We start from the raw sequence: 19,963 nt of genomic DNA on the forward strand, positions 1-19,963 counted from the left end.
TATCCGTTTGTATTAATACCCCGGGTTTTGCTCCAGGTTTGGATTAACTGCCAACTGGTTGCTTGGTATAGGGAATAGTATATTTTTCGGATCATCTGTAGGTTTTTCCTGCCAGGGATCGAGGAATTTTCCAAAGCGCACAAGATCTTCTCTTCTCCATCCTTCCCAATACATTTCCCTTCCTCTTTCATCCAATAAATTATCCAAAGTAAGTGAACTAAGGTTAGCTACACCGCGTGCAGTCCTTATATCATTCACAATTTTCAAGGCATCAGCTTCTTTTCCTGTTCTTAGCAAGGCTTCGGCTTTCATTAATAACACATCAGCATACCTTAATAATGCCCAGTCGTTATCACTTGCCTGGTTTTCATGTGCAGCAGTACCTCCGCTATATGCATAATCATAAGCATATTTATCAACTCTTATACCGGTTACTTCGAGGTTATTGCCCGGTTCCCTCAAATGCACTTCAGGTGTAAAAATCAATGGATTACCTTTTCTGTCCTGCAAAGCAACATCTGTCCTGAGATTATATTGCTGGCCGGCAAGGAAACCAACATTTACCCTTTTGCCCGGATTAGGTAAAGCCCCCGGGTAATCGTAATACTTGCCACGTCTTTCATCATTAGCATCAAACTTATCGTAGAAGTCAGATAAAGTGGCAAACCCATTCCATCCACCTGGTTCCATGCTATAGTGCGCTACCTGGAACCAGTTGTTTGCAACACCTGTGGTTCGGTCAGAACCATTTTGGCTAAAGAATGTAAAAATGTTCTCGGTAGAAACGGCATCATTATTCGGCGCAAAATTGTCAAAATAACTACCGCTTTTTACTGCATATTTACCGCTGGCGGTAATTTGATCAGCCAGGGTAATCACCTGGTTCATATCATCTGCAGAAAAGCCTGGATTTGATCTGTTATCTGCACTATCTGCAAAAACACCATAATTCAAATAAGTTTTCATCAACAATGCCCTTGCTGCATTTTTGCTGGCTTTGTAAGCCGGCCCGCTATCAGGAAGATCGTTCATAGCCGCATTTAACTCGCTGATAATAAAATCTGCCGCACCTGCACCTTTAAGCGTTATAGGATCAATTCTGTAATCAGAGAGGTCTTCTCTATAAGGCACCTGGTTCCAGCCATCTAAAACAGAAAAAATACTTAATGCCCTTAAAAAGCGGGCTTCGGCAGCCTGTTCGGCTGAAGGGCTGTTTTGCAAAACATTAGATGCTGCAAACTGGGCGCTTAATAAATCGCTGAAAGCTCCGGAAATTAATGCATGGTCTGCATTCCATGTATGTGCATGTAAAGCGCGCCATTGCCCATTATCATCCCAGTCTCCCCCACGAGTAGGCCCGATTAATTCGTCAGAGGTGTGTTCCTGCAAATGCCAGAAATTTCCCGCAATGTAAGTACCATTAATATTGTTATAGGCTGAAGTAAGAAGGTCTGCAGCAGAAACAGCTCCGCCTTCCTGTTCTTCCAACGAACTCCTGAATTGCTCATCCAGCTTCGTACAGGAGAAAGCAAAGGGAATTAAAAATAATAAGAAGAATATTTTGATGGATTTCATAAAAATCTTTTTATGTATTATAATGAAAAGTTTACTCCTAAAAGAATAGTTCTGGCAGAGGGATAAGGAATATAATCAACCCCTAAAGATGGAATTCCGTTAACCGCTCCGTCTGTGTTTACTTCAGGATCAAAACCTGAGTATTTAGTTAGGACAAACAGGTTTTGTCCTGTAAGAGAGATATTCAGGTTTTTGATAACTTTCCCAATATTACCCACATTATATACTAAGCTAGCGTTTGCCATTTTAAGATAATTTCCTTTTTCCAAAAAGCGGTCAGAAGGAGCCGCGGCATCTGAGGTGCTCTCACCAGAACTTTTTGCCACATCATAAGCAGTTTTGGCCAGGTTCCTACTTCCCAAATTAGAAATAGCTAACACAGTTGCTGCAGTATTATTAAATAAATACTGGCCAAAAGCACCATTCATGTTAATAACAGCAGAAAACTTTTTATAGGTGATATCTGTGGATAAGCCAAGCAACATTTTAGGGTTGGGGCTTCCTAAGTAAAACTTATTGGCTGCAGGATCCCCACCCTCATAAGTGCTTAGTCCTGTGTTTTTATCTATACCTGTCCATTTTCCGAGATACCACACATCCAATGGCTGTCCATTTGTTACTCGTTGCCCGCGCACATTGGAAAAGCCCTGACCCCGGAGATCACCTGTTTCATAAAAGCCAACTAGTCCCTGAACTGTATTCTTTAAAAAAGACGCATTACCAGTAATATTCCAGTTAAGATCCTTCTGCCTGATGACATTTCCTGTTAAGGATACTTCAAGTCCTTTATTCAACACATAACCCGGCAGGTTTACCCATATTTTTCCTGAAGGAGCCGGCTGTGCCAATTCTCTTTCAAATAAAACATCAGTGGTTTTTTTATAAAAATAATCAACAGAGCCTGTTAATCTGTTATCAAAAAAACCAAAGTCAATACCGGCATCTGCTGTTGAAGATGTTTCCCACCTTAAATCAGGATTCCCAAAATTAGAGCGGGAAATACTTTGCTGGCCAAAATCAAAACGGTTTAGAGACGCGCCGGAGGGGAACTCCTGGTTTCCTGTTTCACCCCAGCTTGCACGCACTTTCAAGTTGCTGACAATATTGCTGCCAGAAAGGAATTTTTCATTGGAAGCATTCCATGCTACACCTACTGACGGGAAATAGCCATATTTATTATTCTTCCCGAATTTGGTTGAGCCGTCTGCCCTGATAGTACCGGTAACCAAATATTTATCTTTGTAATTTAAAATAGCCCTTGCAAAGAAAGATTGAATTTCGGTAGTGGGGTCATCATAGGAATTAATGGACCTGTCAGACTGTTGAGAATATCCAAGCACATCATAATAATTAATTCCAACAGGCACAGCCGCAAATCCATGTCCGTTTTCAGCATTCCATGCATTATCATAAATCAGCCATTCATGACCTACGACAGCATTAATGTTCAATGAAGAAACTTGTTTATTAAAGTTTAATGTATTGGTGATTTGTTGGTTAGTCATTTGATTATTATTAATAAAAGCAACCCCAACATCTTTAATACCGTTAAGGTTTAAACGTTGGTCACCCATACCCTTTCTCACGCCAACCTGCCGGTTTACGCTATACAAAAATTTATATTCTAACGAGTTGGTGATTTTATAGGATGGTGAAATGCTCGCTAAAATGGTATTTACTGCAGATTTGTCTTTGTAATATGCCAGGGAAGCCAATGGATTTATGGTAGTACCTGGAGGATTGTATATTGTGCCATCATCATTATATAATAAGAATGTAGGATTCCATTGTAAAGCCTGGCTTATAACATTACCTTCAAAGCCAACAAAAGAATTTACTGGAGCTATATGTTCATTATTTTGGCTAACCAAAACGTTTATATCCAATCCGAGTTTCTTACTCTCTAAAAACTTAAAGCTGCTGTTGAAATTAGCCGTTAACTTTTTTAATTCCGATGTTTCTATAATACCCTGCTGATCTAAATAGCTCACAGATAAACGATATCTTCCGTTTTCGTTACCCCCGCCTACTGCAACGTTATAATTCTGAGTAACTGCAGTTCTCGTTATAGCATCCCAGGCATCTACATTACTGGCACCACCATCACTCTGATCGTTCTGCAAATCATAATCTTTTAAGGCTTGCCTGTATTGATTTGTATTTAAAACCTCTATCTTTTTTAAATAATTGGAAATGCCTGTAGAACCGGTTACATTTAGTTGAGGAATCCCTGACTGGCCACGCTTGGTAGTAACAATAACAACACCGTTCGCTCCTCTTGAACCATAAATAGCTGTGGCAGAAGCGTCCTTCAAGATTTCTATATTGGCAATATCAGCCGGATTAATAAAGCTTAATGGGTTACCTGGATCTGAACCAAAACTTCCACCATCTTCGCCCGGCCTTGCCGAACCTCCCGATAATGGAACACCGTCTATTACAAACAATGGATTGTTATTTGATCTGATAGAAGACGTACCACGAATCCTTATTGTAGCAGAACCTCCAGGCTGGCCCATATTATTCATTACCATAACGCCGGAAGCTTTCCCCTGTATCAACTGATCAGGAGAGGTAATCACACCTTTATTGAAGTCTTTTTCCTTTACAGATGCCACCGAACCTGTAAGGTCTTTTCTTCTTGCAGTACCATAACCAACCACAACAACATCTGTTAAACTGGAATTATCCGGAGCTAAAGAAACGGATATATTAGACGTTGACGATACATCAACATCCTGAGAAACATACCCTACATAACTCACGGTTACGGCAGTGGTACCCGCCGGGGCATTTAATGTAAAACTTCCTGAAGCATCGGTAGTGGTACCTATTTTTCCGTCTTTTACAATAATTGACGCCCCCGAAATAGGGTTACCCTTCTCATCAATAATTTTTCCCGTAACGGTTTTTTGGGCCTGCGCGGCAAATGCTAGCAAAAGCAATAGCGGGCACAGAAATAGTGCTTTGAGCAATCGATTTGATGTCATAATTACAAGCAGTTTAATAAATTAAGAAGTAATTCTTTTTGTATAAATATCAAGCAATTGAACTGTAAATATACAGAAGCTGTGTAATATTTACACAATTGTTAAAAAAATATTTTTAACGCTCATACATATGACATCTTTAATTTAAATAAAGCTGCCTTAAAATTTCAGATAAATTAAACTGCGAAACTTTCGCCGCAACCGCAGGTGCGTGAAGCATTGGGGTTTCTAAAAACAAACCCTTTTCCATTCAGGCCATCAGAGTAATCGAGTTCGGTGTTTAATAAATAAAGAAGGCTTTTTATGTCAGTAACCAGTTTAAGGCTTTCCATTTCAAAAACCTGGTCGCTGGCTTTTAATTCATTATCAAAATCAAGTTTATAGCTAAGGCCCGAACAGCCGCCGCCCACCACAGATACCCGTAAAAAATATGTGTCATCAATACCTGCCTGCTGCATTAATTCCCTGGCTTTTATCTGCGCCCTTTCCGATGCTGTTATTCCCTCAGTAACTGTTTCCATAATCCTTAATTATTTTACAAAGATAAAACTTACCACATTGAATTGAACATTACGTAACCATTCATGAAAAGTTTGCATTTTCTTTGATAATTAATGCTGAAAACATGAATCACGTAGAACATATTGGCATCGCCGTAAAAAACCTTGAAGTTTCTGTGCCACTGTTTGAAAACCTTTTAAATGCAAAATGCTACAAGCAGGAGACTGTTGAGTCTGAAAAAGTTATAACAGCATTTTTTAAAACGGGCGATGCAAAGATTGAATTATTGCAGGATGAGAAGGGAGATGGCGTTATCAGCAAATTTATAGAGCGCAAAGGTGAAGGCATTCATCATATTGCATTTGAAGTGGAAAATATACGGAACGAAATAGCAAGGCTTAAACAGGCAGGGTTTACTGTTTTAAACGAAGAGCCCAAGAAAGGTGCAGATAACAAAATGGTTTGCTTTCTTCACCCTAAATCAACCAACGGTGTGTTAGTTGAATTGTGCGAACAAATTATACCTGGCTTATAATTTACCCTTTAGGAATTTATCATATAAGTATGCTGCCAACTGGTTATTATAATTATGCCTATCACATTGTCCAACCCAGTTAATTCCTCTTACCGCATTCGTAACAAAAAACTCATTTGCATTGGCAAGTGCATCCGGCGCAATGGCGGTTTCTTCAAAAGGAAGGCCTTCTTTTTTTATACAATCAATTAAATAGCGGCGCATTACGCCACTAATGCAACCCTCGCTCAAGGCGGGTGTTTCGATCTTTCCATCCTTCACTAAAAAAATATTGGCAATAGTTGCATCGGCAATACGGTTGTAATTATTTAAGATGACGGCTTCATCCAGTTTATTTTGCCTGGCCCATAAAGCACCCATTATATAGGGTAAAAAATTATTGTTTTTGATGTGCGAAAAATCATCGCAGGCTTTTCTTGCCTTTGTAAAAAGGCCTGATTTCATTCCTTTATCATTTAATCTTATCGCTTCTTTCAAAGGCCAGGTTTGAATGATATAATTGGGGAGATTGTTTGCAAAATCATACAGGCTGCCATCACTTCGAAAAACAGTTAAACGCACCCGCGCCGATTTTTGATGATTGTTTTTTGCAGCCAGTTTCTTTATTTGTTCCAAAAATAAGGCCGCGGTTAAATGTGCCGGTACATCAAAATGAAAAGCCTGTAAAGATGAAAACAGGCGCTCAAAATGATAACCGCTTAGTGCTATTTCACCATCCGTTAATCTCATCGTTTCAAAAAGGCCATCGCCAAAACGGAAAGAACGATTATCAGCAGTAAGAACAGCCTTACCGGATGCAACCATTTTATGGTTGTGCAAAAAATATTTGCCTGCTTCCATTAAACAAAAATAAGTTCAGCTTTAATTAGGTTAATCAGTTGCGAAGCAAATGATGTTTAAACTTCATGCAAGATTCATCAAAATTTTGTTCGCTAATTTGCACATATGAAGATTGCTGAAATAATAAACCATCTCGAAACCATTGCACCGCCTGTATTGCAGGAAGATTATGATAATGCAGGATTAATTACCGGTAATGCCGGATGGAACTGCACCGGCGTTTTATGCACGCTCGATGCCACCGAAGCTATCGTTGAAGAAGCCAAAGCCTCCAATTGCAATTTAATCGTGGCACATCACCCGATTGTTTTTCGCGGGCTTAAAAAAATAAACGGCAAAAATTACGTGGAGCAAACCATCATTAATGCTATAAAAAATGATATTGCCATTTATGCCATCCACACCAATCTTGATAATGTAATAACAGGCGTGAACAATAAGATCGCCGATAAACTTGGTTTAAAAAACAGGCAGGTTTTATTGCCTAAAGAAAATATGCTGATGAAGCTGTTCACTTTTGCGCCAACAGAGCATGCAGAAAAAGTGCGTTCGGCTTTGTTTAATGCAGGCGCCGGCGCCATCGGCAATTACAGTGAATGCAGTTTTAATGCAGCAGGCAAAGGCACTTTTAAGGCGGGTGCAAATACCCAGCCTTTTGTGGGCGAACAAAATGTCCAGCATGCCGAAGACGAGGTCAAGATTGAAGTTGTCTTCCCGTTTTATCTTCAGCAAAAAGTATTGTCAGCGCTTTTTGAGGCGCATCCTTATGAAGAAGTTGCTTACGATATTATCCTGCTTTCAAATCAATATAGTAATATCGGGAGCGGCTTAATTGGGGAACTGGAAGCTGAAAAACTGGAAACGGATTTTCTCGCTGCCTTAAAGAAAGCTTTCAATTTAAGCGTTATAAAACACACGCCTTTATTACAAAAACCTGTTAAAAAAGTAGCCGTTTGCGGCGGGGCCGGGAGTTTTCTTGTTAACAAAGCAAAAGCATCGGGTGCTGATTTTTACATTACTTCCGATATAAAATACCATGAGTTTTTTGATGCTGACGGCAAAATGGTGATTGCAGACATTGGTCATTGGGAAAGCGAGCAATTTACCACAGAACTTTTATATGATATTTTGCAGGCTAAATTCCCTAACTTTGCCGTCCTCAAAACAAAAACGGTAACCAATCCCGTTCATTATTTTGTTTAAATAATAAATATGGCAGCAGTAAAAGAATATTCAGTTGAAGAAAAACTTGCATCGCTGGTGCGCCTGCAAAAAATTGACAGTAAACTGGATGAAATTAAAATATTAAAAGGTGAGCTTCCCATGGAAGTAAGCGACCTCGAAGACGAAATTCAGGGTTTGCACAGCCGTCAAACAAGAATTGAAGAAGAAATCAACGGCATCACCGAGTTCATTGAGCAAAAGAAAAATCTTATAAAGGAAGCTGATGCAATGGTAAAAAAATACCAGAAGCAAAGCGACAGCGTTAAGAATAACCGCGAATACGAAGCCATTACCAAGGAAATTGAAATGCAGGAACTGGAAGGTAAACTGGCCGAAAAACACATTCGCGATGCCAACGAAGAACTGGCCGAAAAAGCAAAAATGCTGGAACAAACCAAAAAACTTATAGGCAATAAAGATGTTTCATTAAAGCAGAAGAAAAGCGAGCTTGAAAAAATTATTGCCGATACAGAAAAAGAAGAAACACATTTTTCAAAACTTTCCGGGCAGGCCCGCGAAGGCATTGACGACCGCCTGTTGTATTCTTACGACCGCATCCGCAAAAGTTACCGCAATGGTTTGGCCGTTGTTCCGGTTGAAAGAGATGCCTGCGGCGGATGCTTTAACGCAATACCGCCACAGCGCCAGAGCGAAATACGCCAGCACAAAAAAATCATCGTTTGTGAAAACTGCGGGCGCATTTTGGTGGATGAAGAGCTGAATGTGGCTACAGAAATGGAAAAATAAATAACATTAACATCTTATCTTTATAAAAAGGACGTTGCTTTAAACGTCCTTTTTTATTTTCGGGCTAATGAAGTTTACGCTACAGAAATTAGTTTTCTCATTACTGTTTTGTATTGCTTTTTTTACTGTTAAAGCAGGCAAGGTTTATGATTTTAATGCTACCTGCCAGCAGGCTTATAAAGAAATAACCAGCCTGCGCCTGGAAAATGGCGAAAGATTGATTGCCCAGGCCAAAGCAGAAAACCCGGATAATCTTATCCCTTATTTCCTCAACAGCTATATAGATTTTTTTATTCTCTTTTTTAATGAAGACCCGGCTGAATTAAAAATACGTGAACCGCATTTTGACGATTACGTGGATATATTGGATGAAGGCCCGTCTTCATCACCATTTTATAATTACTGCCGCGCCGTGGTGCTGATACAAGCTGCCTGTGTTGAAATAAAATTCGGCGAAAGATGGTCTGCAGGCTGGGATTTCCGCAAGGCATTCGGGCTGATAAAAGACAATCGTAAAAAATTCCCGGGTTTTGTGCCCAACAATATGCTGTACGGCCCAATGCAGGTGGTTGCAGGCACCATTCCCGACGGTTATAAATGGATAGCGGGATTGTTTGGCATTAAAGGTTCCATCAGCAAAGGCATGACTTTAATGCAGGGGGTAATTAACAGTAACGACAGTTATGCCCGGTTATTTGCCAACGAAGCGGCTTTTTATTACTGTTATGTAAGTTTCTATATACAAAACCAGCCGGAAAAGGTTTTTCAATTCATCAGGCAGAAAAATTTTGACCTCGTAAATAATCACCTGATGGCTTACATGGCGGCTAACCTTGCCGTGAATAATAAGATGAATGAATTTGCAAGGGACGTTATTGAAAACCGGAACAGGTCATCAGCTTACATGCAAACACCTGTATGGAATTTTGAACTGGCGTATGTACAAATGCGCCATCTTGAACTGGAAGACGCTGCTAAGAATTTTGAATATTTCCTTTCGCATTTCAAAGGCAAATTTTATGTAAAGGATGCCTGCGAAAAACTGGCCTGGTGTTATTATTTAATGGGTAATACCGCTGCTGCAAACAATGCCCGGCAAATGGTATTAAAACGCGGCAACACAGATACCGATGCAGATAAAGAAGCCAATAAAAATGCAAAGGCAGGCAAATGGCCAACCCCACTTTTATTAAAGGCAAGGGTTTTGAATGATGGCGGTTATAACCAGCAGGCAATTTCTTTGTTGAGAAGTAAATCTGCAAACGACTTTACCGATGCCACCGACAAACTCGAATACACTTACCGCACAGGCAGGATTTATGATGATATGAATTATGATGATTCTGCGGTTAAATATTACCAGGCAGCTATTTCACTCGGCATCAACAGAACGGAATATTATGCTTCCCGCGCTGCCTTGCAAATAGGGATGATTTATGAAAAGCAGGGCAATAAACAGCTTGCCATTCAGTATTATCAAAAATGCCTGGCCATGCAAAACCACGATTATAAAGATTCAATGGACCAGAAGGCAAAGTCAGGTATTGCAAGATGCAGTGGCGGATGATTTTGCATCCGGCATCTGCTTTCGTATCTATTTAAATCGTTTTATAATCATACTGACAAAACCGATATTTGTTCTTATGAAAAGAATAAATATCATTACTATACTGCTTTGCATCACCACTATTCTTTCTGCTCAAAACATTCCGTCGCCAAAACAATTTCTCGGTTATGAATTAGGTGAACGTTTCACGCCTTGTTATAAAATAGATAATTACTTCAACGCGGTGGCACAGGCTTCGCCATCTACCGTTAAAACATTTAAATATGGCGAAACCAATGAAGGCCGCGATTTAATAGTGGCTTTTATTTCTTCGGCACAAAATATTCAGAACCTGGAAAATATACGGCAGAATAATTTGCGTCTTGCAGGCATGTTAAAAGATAATACACCTGCTGATGTAAATGCGCCCACCATTGTTTGGTTAAGCTACAATGTGCATGGCAACGAACCTTCAAGCAGCGAAGCGGCTATGAAAGTGTTGTATGCATTAGCCGATGCTTCCAACACACAAACAAAACAATGGCTGCAAAATGTTGTTGTAATAATTGATCCGATACAAAACCCTGATGGCCGCGACCGTTACATAAACTGGTATAATAATGCTGTTGGCAAAAATTTTAATGCCGATCCGCAAAGCCGTGAACATGACGAGCCGTGGCCGTATGGAAGAACCAATCATTATAACTTTGATCTTAACCGCGACTGGGCCTGGCAAACGCAAAAAGAGACGCAGCAAAAAATGAAATTATATAATCAATGGCTGCCCCAGATACATGTTGACCTGCATGAACAAGGTTATAATGCACCTTATTATTTTGCACCGGCCGCACAGCCCTTTCACGAAGTAGTTACGCAATGGCAAAGGGATTTCCAGGTTACTGTTGGAAAAAATAATGCAAAGTATTTTGATGCTAATGGGTGGCTGTATTTCACTAAACAAATATTCGATTTATTTTATCCCTCTTATGGCGATACGTATCCAACTTATAACGGCGCTATCGGCATGACGTATGAACAAGGTGGCATTGGCGCCGGGCTCGGTATAAAAACAAGAAGCGGCGATACGCTCACTTTAACTGACAGGCTGATGCACCACTACACTTCAAGCATATCTACTATTGAAGTAGCTTCAAACAATGCAAAGCAACTCGTAACTGAATATAAAAAGTATTTTGACAATAACGTTAATGGCGTTGATTTGGGAAATACAACGTATGTGCTTACATCATCAGACCAAAACAAAATTGAAGCGGTAAGAAAACTGCTTGATAATAATGGTATAAGTTATGGCGCAACCAATACAAGTTTTAGTGGTTATAATTATATTGATAATAAAACAGAAGTGTTTAAAAACGAAGGTTATCAAATTGCGGTTAACACATTGCAACCCAAAGGCCGCATGGTAAAAGTGTTGTTTGAAAGAGAAAGCAAACTGGTTGATTCTGCCACTTATGATATTACGGCATGGAGCATTCCTTATGTATATGGCGTGAATGCATGGGCAACAAAAGATAAAATTTCATTAAGCGCTTATACAATGCCGGCAGCAGTTACGCCTGTTCAAAGTAATTATGGCGTATTGATCCCGTACACTTCTATCAATGCATCAAAAGTGCTGGCGGCTTTATTATCGCAGGGCATCCGCGTACGTTATTCTGCTGATGATTTTACCTATAACGGCAAAGCCTTCAACAAAGGCACGCTTATTATTTTAAAAGGTAACAATCAACCAACCTGGCTTAACGCTGTTAACACAGCCTGCAGCAGTTATAATGTGCAGCCTTTTGCAGTGGAAACAGGTTTTATGGATGCCGGTGCAGACTTCGGCTCCTCCGATGTGCATTTTATAAAAGCGCCAAGAGTGGCTTTGCTTACCGGCAAAAATGTATCCTACATTGCTTCGGGCGAAGTTTGGAGTTATTTTGATAATGAACTGAATTATCCCATATCTCAGTTAATGGCAGAAGATATGGATGATATTAATCTTTCTAACTACGATGTTTTAATAATGCCCGATGGCGGTTATGATGTGTTTGATGATAAAACAAATGCAGCAAAGCTTGAAGATTTTGTAAAGGGTGGCGGCAAACTTATAGCCACAGAAAGCGGCGCCGAAAAGCTTGCTGATTTTAACTGGAGCGGCTTGAAACTTATTGAAGACACAGCACAATCTTCAGACAGTATTGTACAAAAAAACTATGGCGCTTCAGAGCGTGATTTCCTCACTTCATTCATCCCCGGCGCTATCTATAAATTACAGTTAGATAATACGCATCCCATTGCTTACGGCTACCCAAATTTCTATTACACATTAAAGCAGGATGCACGTGTTTATGAGTCTGTTAAAGGCGGATGGAATGTGGGCATATTTCCTTCAAACGCTTATGTGGCGGGCTTTGTAGGCAGCACATTAAAATCGAAGTTGAAGCAGGGCGTTGCCATTGGAGAAAAACGTTATGGTAAAGGCAACATTATTTTTTTTAATGATGATGTTTTATTCCGCCAGTTTTGGCAAAACGGCAAAATGCTTTTTGCCAATGCCGTTTTTTTAGCCGGCAATTAATTTGATGTACGCCCATTTTCATTAACCTTTGCGGGCTTTAAAGAAGGAAATATATTAATGGCAAAAAATAACAAAGCTGCGCTTGGATTTATTTTTACTACTGTTTTAATTGATGTAATAGGGCTTGGCATTATCATTCCCGTTGTGCCTGACCTGATCAGGCAACTAACAGGTAAAGGATTAAGCCGCGCTGCTGAATTAAACGGCCTGCTCACATTTGCGTATGCATTTATGCAGTTTGTTTGCGCACCGTTAATGGGCAATTTAAGCGACCGTTATGGCCGCAGGCCGGTATTACTTTTTTCTTTGTTAGGGTTCGGGTTTGATTATCTTTTCCAGGGTTTTGCGCCAACATTGGGCTGGTTATTTGTGGGAAGGATTATCGCCGGCATGACGGGCGCCAGCTTCACTACTGCCACCGCTTATATTGCTGATGTAAGTGAACCAGAAAAACGGGCGCAAAATTTTGGATTGGTTGGCGCAGCATTTGGATTAGGCTTTATAATTGGCCCGGCATTGGGCGGCCATCTTTCTGTATATGGAACAAGGGTTCCATTCTTTGCTGCAGCGGGGCTGAGTTTACTCAACTGTATTTACGGATATTTTGTATTGCCAGAATCATTGTCTGCAGAACGGCGGCGCAAGTTTGAATGGAAGCGGGCAAATCCTGTTGGCGCTTTTAAACAGTTTAAAAAACATCCTTCACTTTCAGGGCTTATCGTGGCCATTATTCTCATCTATCTTTCAGCCCATGCTATACAAGCCACCTGGCTTTTTTATAACATGGAAAAGTTTAACTGGGATGCAAAATGGGGCGGTTATTCATTAAGCTTTATTGGATTGATGATTGCGCTGGTGCAAGGCCTATTAATCCGTATAATTATACCAAAGCTTGGCCAGGAACGAAGCGTATACGTTGGGTTGATGTTGTATAGCATTGGCTTTATTTTATTTGCTTTTGCCACGCAGGGATGGGAGATGTTTGTATTTATGATACCGTATGCCTTAGGCGGCATTGCGGGGCCTGCTTTACAAGGCATAATTTCAAGCCAGACACCAGCTACTGAGCAGGGCGAGTTGCAGGGTGGATTAACCAGTTTAATGAGTGCTTCAGCCATTATAGGGCCCGTTATCATGACCGGTTTGTTTGCTTATTTTACGGGTAAAGATGCGCCCTTTAAATTCCCCGGCGCCCCGTTCATTGTTGGCGCTATGCTTACTACAATAAGCGCTATTCTTGCTTATAAAAATTACAGGAAAAATAAAGCTATGGTTGAAGAAGAAGAGGTTCAATATTCAACAGTTGATATAAGTGAATAGCAAACAGCTTTACATATTGCGCCGGTATTGACCGCCCACTTCATATAATGCATGTGTGATTTGGCCAAGTGAACAATATTTAACCGTTTCCATCAATTCTTCAAAAAGATTTCCATTGTTAACAGCAACAGTTTTCAACTTGTTCAACTTATCAGCTGATACATTTTCATTACGTTTATGAAATGCGTTGAGGTTTACAATCTGTTGCTCTTTTTCTTCCGTTGTTGAACGAATGACTTCTGAGGGTGTTATTGTTGGCGAACCTGTTTTATTTAAAAAAGTATTTACACCAATCAATGGTAATTCGCCTGTATGTTTTTGATGTTCGTAATGCAAGCTTTCTTCCTGAATTTTATTGCGCTGGTACATTCTTTCCATTGCGCCCAGCACACCGCCACGGTCTGTTAAACGGTCAAACTCTGCCAGCACAGCTTCTTCCACCAAATCAGTTAATTCTTCAATAGCAAATGAGCCTTGTATAAAGTTCTCTGTTTTTGCAGAACCTAATTCACGGTTAATGATTAATTGAATGGCCATTGCACGGCGCACACTTTCTTCCGTTGGCGTTGTTATGGCTTCATCATAAGCATTTGTATGCAGCGAATTGCAGTTATCATAAATGGCATATAAAGCCTGCAGTGTTGTTCTTATATCATTGAAATCAATTTCCTGTGCATGCAAGGAGCGGCCGGATGTTTGAATATGATATTTTAATTTTTGAGAACGCTCATTGGCTTTGTATTTATACTTCATCGCCTTTGCCCATATACGTCTTGCCACACGGCCAATTACACTATATTCTGCATCCATACCATTACTGAAAAAGAAAGAAAGGTTTGGCGCAAAATCATCTATGTGCATCCCGCGGCTTAAATAATATTCAACATAAGTAAAGCCATTTGCCAGCGTAAACGCTAATTGTGTTATTGGATTGGCGCCGGCTTCCGCAATATGATAACCGCTGATGCTTACACTATAAAAATTTCTTACTTTATTATTGATAAAATATTCCTGCACATCGCCCATTAATTTCAATGCAAATTCTGTTGAAAAGATGCAGGTGTTTTGCGCCTGGTCTTCTTTTAAAATATCTGCCTGCACCGTTCCACGCACCTGAGCTAATGTTGATGCTTTGATTTGTTCATACACATCTTCCGGCAACACTTCATCACCACTAAATCCTAATAATTTTAAACCCAAACCATTATTGCCATCAGGCAATCTTTCCGGCGATGATGGATTATAATAAGATGGTTTACCACTCGTCTTGTACTTCGATTCTACAAGTCCATCGACCATGGACCATTGACCATGGTCTGTTATCCATTTCTCGCATTGCTGATCAATGGCAGCGTTCATAAAAAATGCAAGAATGATGGGCGCCGGCCCGTTAATCGTCATGCTAACGGAGGTTTTTGCATCGCACAAATCAAAACCGCTGTATAATTTTTTTGCATCATCAACAGTTGCTATGCTAACGCCGCTGTTACCAATTTTTCCATAAATATCAGGACGGTTATCAGGATCTTCACCATACAATGTAACGCTGTCAAATGCAGTGCTCAAACGCTTTGCCGGCTGCTCTAATGAAACATAATGAAAACGTTTATTGGTACGTTCCGGCCCGCCTTCACCGGCAAACATTCTTGTCGGGTCTTCGCCTTGCCGTTTTAATTCAAAAACACCTGCCGTAAATGGAAATTCGCCGGGCACATTTTCCTGTAACTGCCATCTTAAAATATCGCCCCAGTCTTTATATTTCGGCAAAACAATTTTAGGAATGCGTGTGCCGCTTAATGAAGTTGATGTTAATGGCTGTTTAATTGTTTTATCGCGAACAGTATATTCAAAAAAATCTGCGCTGTATTTTTTTTGCAATGATGGCCAAGCATCAATTAATTTTTTGCATTCAGCATTCAATTGTTGTTCGTAATGTTTTTTTAAACCTAACAGGTCTTGATGACCTGTTAGGTTTTTTTCTTCAAGCACACCATCAATCTTATACAATTTCGATGCGATGGCACATTGTTCATCAACCCAATTATCATACGCTTTATTGCTTTCAACAATCTCAGACAAATAACGAACACGTTTAGGTGGAATGATCAGTGATTTTGACGTTGTATCTTTTATATGATGTACTTCAATTTTACCAAAATCCACCTTCGTTTTTTCTTCAATCGTGAGCATTATTTTTTCAAACAATTCATTAATGCCCGCATCATTAAATTGAGATGCAATGGTTCCAACGACAGGTAAATCTTCATTCTTCGCTTCCCATAAATTGCGGTTACGTTTATATTGTTTGCGCACATCATTCAATGCATCCAACGCACCGGCTTTATCAAATTTGTTGATGCAAACAATGTCTGCATAATCCAGCATATTTATTTTTTCAAGCTGGGATGCGGCACCATATTCGGGCGTCATTACATACATGCTTACATCACAATAATCTAAAATGGATGCATCGCTCTGACCAACGCCTGCACTTTCCAAAATGATAAAATCAAACTGAGCAGCTTTACAAATTTCCAATGCATGTTCAACCGCGCCACTTAATGCAATATTATCATCACGGGTGGCAAGGCTGCGCATATATGCACGCGGATGTGAAATAGAGTTCATTCTTATTCTATCACCCAATAATGCGCCACCTGTTTTTTTGCGGGACGGATCAACAGAAATTACGGCAATTGTTTTATCTGTGTAAGCATTCAAATAACGGCGAACAATTTCATCTGTAACGGAAGATTTGCCTGCGCCGCCGGTGCCGGTAATGCCGAGAACCGGGATAACTGTTGGCCGTTCACCGTTTACCGAATTCGGTTGTCGGTTGCCGGTTATCGGTTGACCATTTTCAATGTTTGTTATCTTTCTCGCAATCGTTCTTATATCTTTTACTTCACTAAGCGTCATCGGTTTTTTATATGCACCGTTGCCGTTTAATACAAAATCACATTGCTGAATCACATCTTCAATCATGCCTTCCAAGCCCATCTTTCTACCATCATCAGGCGAATAAATTCTTGTGATGCCATAGTTGTGTAATTCATTTATTTCCTGTGGAAGAATGGTGCCGCCGCCTCCGCCAAAAATCTTTATATGACCGCAACCATTTTCATCAAGCAAATCTTTCATGTATTTGAAAAACTCTATGTGGCCGCCTTGATATGAAGTAATTGCAATGCCCTGTACATCTTCTTCAATAGCACATTCAACAATTTCTTTTACACTGCGGTTGTGGCCAAGATGAATAATCTCTGCGCCTTTACTCTGTAAAATACGGCGCATAATATTGATTGCGGCATCGTGACCATCAAACAAAGAAGCTGCGGTAACTATGCGGATTTTATGTTGCGGCATGTAATTCATTAAATAAAAAATTGCAAACAAAATTAACTGTTTGCAATTTAAATGAACGGCTGTTAGTTTATTGCAGCTTTAACCCTTCAGTTTTTTAATTTCGTCTGTAAGTTTTGGAACAACTTCAAATGCATCGCCCACAATTCCATAATCGGCAGCTTTGAAAAACGGCGCTTCAGGATCTTTATTAATAACAACAATGGTTTTACTGCGGTTTACGCCAGCCAGGTGCTGAATAGCGCCTGAAATACCAATAGCTATATAAAGGTTCGGTGCAATCTGAATACCCGTTTGCCCAACATGTTCATGATGCGGCCGCCACCCGGCATCGGCCACAGGACGGCTGCACGCGGTGGCGGCATGCAATTCGTGCGCAAGGTCTTCTACCATCTTCCAGTTTTCAGGCCCTTTTAAGCCGCGGCCGCCGCTCACAACAATTTCAGCTTCGGTTAAAGGCACTTCACCTTTAACTTTATTAACCGATGTAACTTTTACTTTCGGTTCACTTACCGTTATATTTAATTGCTCTACAGATGCCGTACCGCCGGTTTGTTTAACCTGAAAACTGTTTGGATTAAGCGAAATAATTTTAATAGCCGATGTGATATTTACATTGGCAAATGCTTTACCGCTAAAAACATTCTTTTTTACAACAAAACCATTTGAAGTGTCGGGCAGTGCAACTGCGCCTGCTACCAGCCCGGCTTTTAAACGAGCTGCAACACGTGGGGCTACAGCCTTGCCGGTTTGGTTGTGGCTGAACACAATTACATCGGCATTTAAAGAGGTGACTGCATCTGCAACAGCCCTTGCATACACCTGCGCATCAAGATTATTTAAGGCATCATTGGAAACCTGGTGCACTTTTGAAACACCATAATTACCAAGGGTGGCAAGATCATCTTTAACAGCACCCAGTAAAAGGGCTTCGGCTGAAGTGCCGAGCTTTTCTGCAAGAGCTGCACCATAGCTTAATACTTCGTACGATGATTTTTTTATTTCTGAATCAGAATGATCGACAAATATGAGTACCATGTAATGAATTTGAATAATGATTATAATTTTTTGAGAGCTGCGGGCCATGAGCCACGAGCTTGCTGATAATATCCTTAAATTACTTTAGCTTCTTCGTGCAGCAGGCGCACCAGTTCCTGAACGTTATCGGCCGCAACCAGTTTTACGCCAGCTTTTGGCGCAGGCAATTCGTAACTTACCACGTTAGTCAATGCTTCAACCGCCGCAGGTTCAATTACCTTAAGTGGCTTTGTGCGGGCAGCCATTATACCCCGCATATTGGGGATGCGTTGTTCTGCCACGCCTTTCTGGCAACTGATAACCACCGGCAGGGAAACTTCATCGGTTTCTTCACCACCTTCTATTTCGCGGTTCACGGTAGCCGCACTATTATTAACCTCCACTTTTGTTGCAAGAGAAATATAAGGCACATCGAGCAATTCGGCCAACATTCCGCCCACTGACGAACTATTGTAATCAATGGTTTCCTTCCCCGTTAAAATGAGGTCGTAGCCACCTTGTTTTGCCACTTCAGCAATTTGGACGGCAATAAAATAACTATCATTATTTGTGGCATTAATCCGAATGGCTTCATCGCCCCCAAGCGCCAGCGCCTTGCGGATAACAGGATCATAATCTGCGCCGCCAACGCTTATAAGGTGCAACTGTATAGAAGCATCTTTTTCTTTTAATTCAATTGCCCTTACGAGCGCATACCATTCATCATAAGGATTGATTATCCATTGTACACCTGATTCTTCAAATTTTGTATTATTCTCTTTAAAGGAGATTTTAGAGGTGGTATCCGGTGTTTTACTGATACAAACTAATATTTTCATTGGCAAAAATTATGTAAACAAAAGTAAAAGAAAAGTTGTTTATGCAACTATTTTTAAGATGTAATTTGTTAAATGCATTACAAAATTAAACACGAAAAAAGTTGATAATCAATGATATATATTTAAAACAAGCATTAAATTACCGCTTTTAATAAAGAAAATGTTACCTTGCATCCCCATTTGTGGAATAGAAGATATGGCATGATAGTTGCAAATCAAGCCAAGATTTTTAAAGAAGAAGATTAAGCGTGTTTTGAGAAAGGACTTACTTATTATTCATTAAAGTCTTAGTTGCTTTACAAATCATCTACCATGAAGAGATTTTGCGTGATTGCCGTTCTTTTACTTTGTTCGGCCTTATTTCCAAATATTAACAACCGGGCTAATGCCAATGTTGCTAACTGGCCTCCTATTTTTTCATTTTCGAAAAAATCAGGCGATTTGTCTCATAGCAGTACAAGGAATTTTATTACAGGCCTTGCCACTTATTATGCCAACCAGTTTGAAGGCAATTTAACTGCCACCGGTGAAGTTTTCCATCACAGTGATTTAACTGCAGCAAGCAATATGTTTGCTTTAAATACCTGGGTTAAGGTTACAAATATTTTAACCGGGAAATCTATTATTGTTCGCATTAACGACCGGATGCACCCCAGGATGAATGAAAAAGGAAGGGTATTGGACCTTACCTTAACAGGCGCCAAACAATTAAAAATTGTTAAACGCGGTGTTGCTAAAGTAAAAATTGAACCGCTTACTGAAAACCAGGTTGAAGCCGGCAAATAAGATATTTTATATTTTTTTTGAAAAAGATCGCAGCATTACACCGCGGTCTTTTTTGCTTTTAGAAGTCAGGCGCAAGCCGAAATCCATACGGGTTTA

General features: G+C 40.1%; 14 protein-coding genes. 7 read left to right on the forward strand and 7 right to left on the reverse strand.

The features are described 5' to 3' along the window. Positions 1 to 12: 12 nt before the first annotated feature. The 3 genes from BM015_RS03790 to BM015_RS03800 form a co-directional block, all read right to left on the reverse strand. Positions 13 to 1,575: a RagB/SusD family nutrient uptake outer membrane protein gene (locus BM015_RS03790; protein WP_090654609.1), complete on the reverse strand. Its 1,563-nt coding sequence runs from the start codon at positions 1,573 to 1,575 to the stop codon at positions 13 to 15. 17 nt (positions 1,576 to 1,592) lie between these two features. Continuing rightward, positions 1,593 to 4,514: a SusC/RagA family TonB-linked outer membrane protein gene (locus BM015_RS03795; protein WP_245751202.1), complete on the reverse strand. Its 2,922-nt coding sequence runs from the start codon at positions 4,512 to 4,514 to the stop codon at positions 1,593 to 1,595. Positions 4,515 to 4,741: 227 nt separating this feature from the next. Next, a complete protein-coding gene (locus BM015_RS03800; RefSeq protein WP_090654613.1) occupies positions 4,742 to 5,086 on the reverse strand; it encodes a HesB/IscA family protein in 345 nt (114 codons plus the stop codon). 104 nt (positions 5,087 to 5,190) lie between these two features. On the opposite strand from BM015_RS03800, the gene mce reads away from it, so the two are divergent. Then, entirely contained in the window at positions 5,191 to 5,601 is a 411-nt protein-coding gene (mce, locus tag BM015_RS03805) for a methylmalonyl-CoA epimerase (RefSeq protein WP_090655233.1), read from the forward strand. On the opposite strand, the gene BM015_RS03810 is transcribed toward mce, so the two are convergent. Beyond that, positions 5,596 to 6,441, reverse strand: coding sequence for an aminotransferase class IV (locus BM015_RS03810; RefSeq protein WP_090654615.1), 846 nt, complete (start codon positions 6,439 to 6,441; stop codon positions 5,596 to 5,598). The genes mce and BM015_RS03810 overlap by 6 nt on opposite strands. A 105-nt stretch (positions 6,442 to 6,546) precedes the next feature. On the opposite strand from BM015_RS03810, the gene BM015_RS03815 reads away from it, so the two are divergent. The 5 genes from BM015_RS03815 to BM015_RS03835 all read left to right on the forward strand — a co-directional run bounded on the left by BM015_RS03815 (position 6,547) and on the right by BM015_RS03835 (position 13,862). Further along, positions 6,547 to 7,644 (forward strand): Nif3-like dinuclear metal center hexameric protein, encoded by a 1,098-nt coding sequence (locus BM015_RS03815; RefSeq protein WP_090654618.1) that lies wholly within the window; start codon positions 6,547 to 6,549, stop codon positions 7,642 to 7,644. A gap of 9 nt (positions 7,645 to 7,653) precedes the next feature. Then, positions 7,654 to 8,412 (forward strand): zinc ribbon domain-containing protein, encoded by a 759-nt coding sequence (locus BM015_RS03820; RefSeq protein ID WP_090654620.1) that lies wholly within the window; start codon positions 7,654 to 7,656, stop codon positions 8,410 to 8,412. Positions 8,413 to 8,479: 67 nt separating this feature from the next. Next, positions 8,480 to 9,979, forward strand: coding sequence for a tetratricopeptide repeat protein (locus BM015_RS03825; protein ID WP_090654622.1), 1,500 nt, complete (start codon positions 8,480 to 8,482; stop codon positions 9,977 to 9,979). A gap of 76 nt (positions 9,980 to 10,055) precedes the next feature. Next, entirely contained in the window at positions 10,056 to 12,542 is a 2,487-nt protein-coding gene (locus BM015_RS03830) for a M14 family metallopeptidase (protein ID WP_090655238.1), read from the forward strand. 57 nt (positions 12,543 to 12,599) lie between these two features. After that, the gene (locus BM015_RS03835) at positions 12,600 to 13,862 is read left to right on the forward strand and encodes a TCR/Tet family MFS transporter (RefSeq protein WP_090654625.1); all 1,263 of its coding nucleotides are present in this window, start codon (positions 12,600 to 12,602) and stop codon (positions 13,860 to 13,862) included. A gap of 9 nt (positions 13,863 to 13,871) precedes the next feature. On the opposite strand, the gene BM015_RS03840 is transcribed toward BM015_RS03835, so the two are convergent. The 3 genes from BM015_RS03840 to BM015_RS03850 form a co-directional block, all read right to left on the reverse strand. After that, positions 13,872 to 17,237, reverse strand: a complete 3,366-nt coding sequence (locus tag BM015_RS03840; RefSeq protein ID WP_090655240.1) for a methylmalonyl-CoA mutase family protein — start codon at positions 17,235 to 17,237, stop codon at positions 13,872 to 13,874. Positions 17,238 to 17,306: 69 nt separating this feature from the next. Next, on the reverse strand, positions 17,307 to 18,263 hold the full coding sequence (locus BM015_RS03845) for an electron transfer flavoprotein subunit alpha/FixB family protein (protein WP_090655243.1): 957 nt from the start codon (positions 18,261 to 18,263) through the stop codon (positions 17,307 to 17,309). 74 nt (positions 18,264 to 18,337) lie between these two features. Then, complete coding sequence (locus BM015_RS03850) at positions 18,338 to 19,081, reverse strand: electron transfer flavoprotein subunit beta/FixA family protein (RefSeq protein WP_090654627.1); 744 nt, start codon at positions 19,079 to 19,081, stop codon at positions 18,338 to 18,340. Between the two features lie 312 nt (positions 19,082 to 19,393). On the opposite strand from BM015_RS03850, the gene BM015_RS03855 reads away from it, so the two are divergent. Next, positions 19,394 to 19,867, forward strand: a complete 474-nt coding sequence (locus BM015_RS03855; RefSeq protein WP_090654629.1) for a septal ring lytic transglycosylase RlpA family protein — start codon at positions 19,394 to 19,396, stop codon at positions 19,865 to 19,867. The last annotated feature ends 96 nt before the right edge of the window (positions 19,868 to 19,963 follow it).

This window comes from Parafilimonas terrae (assembly GCF_900115755.1).
Lineage (GTDB): Bacteria > Bacteroidota > Bacteroidia > Chitinophagales > Chitinophagaceae > Parafilimonas > Parafilimonas terrae.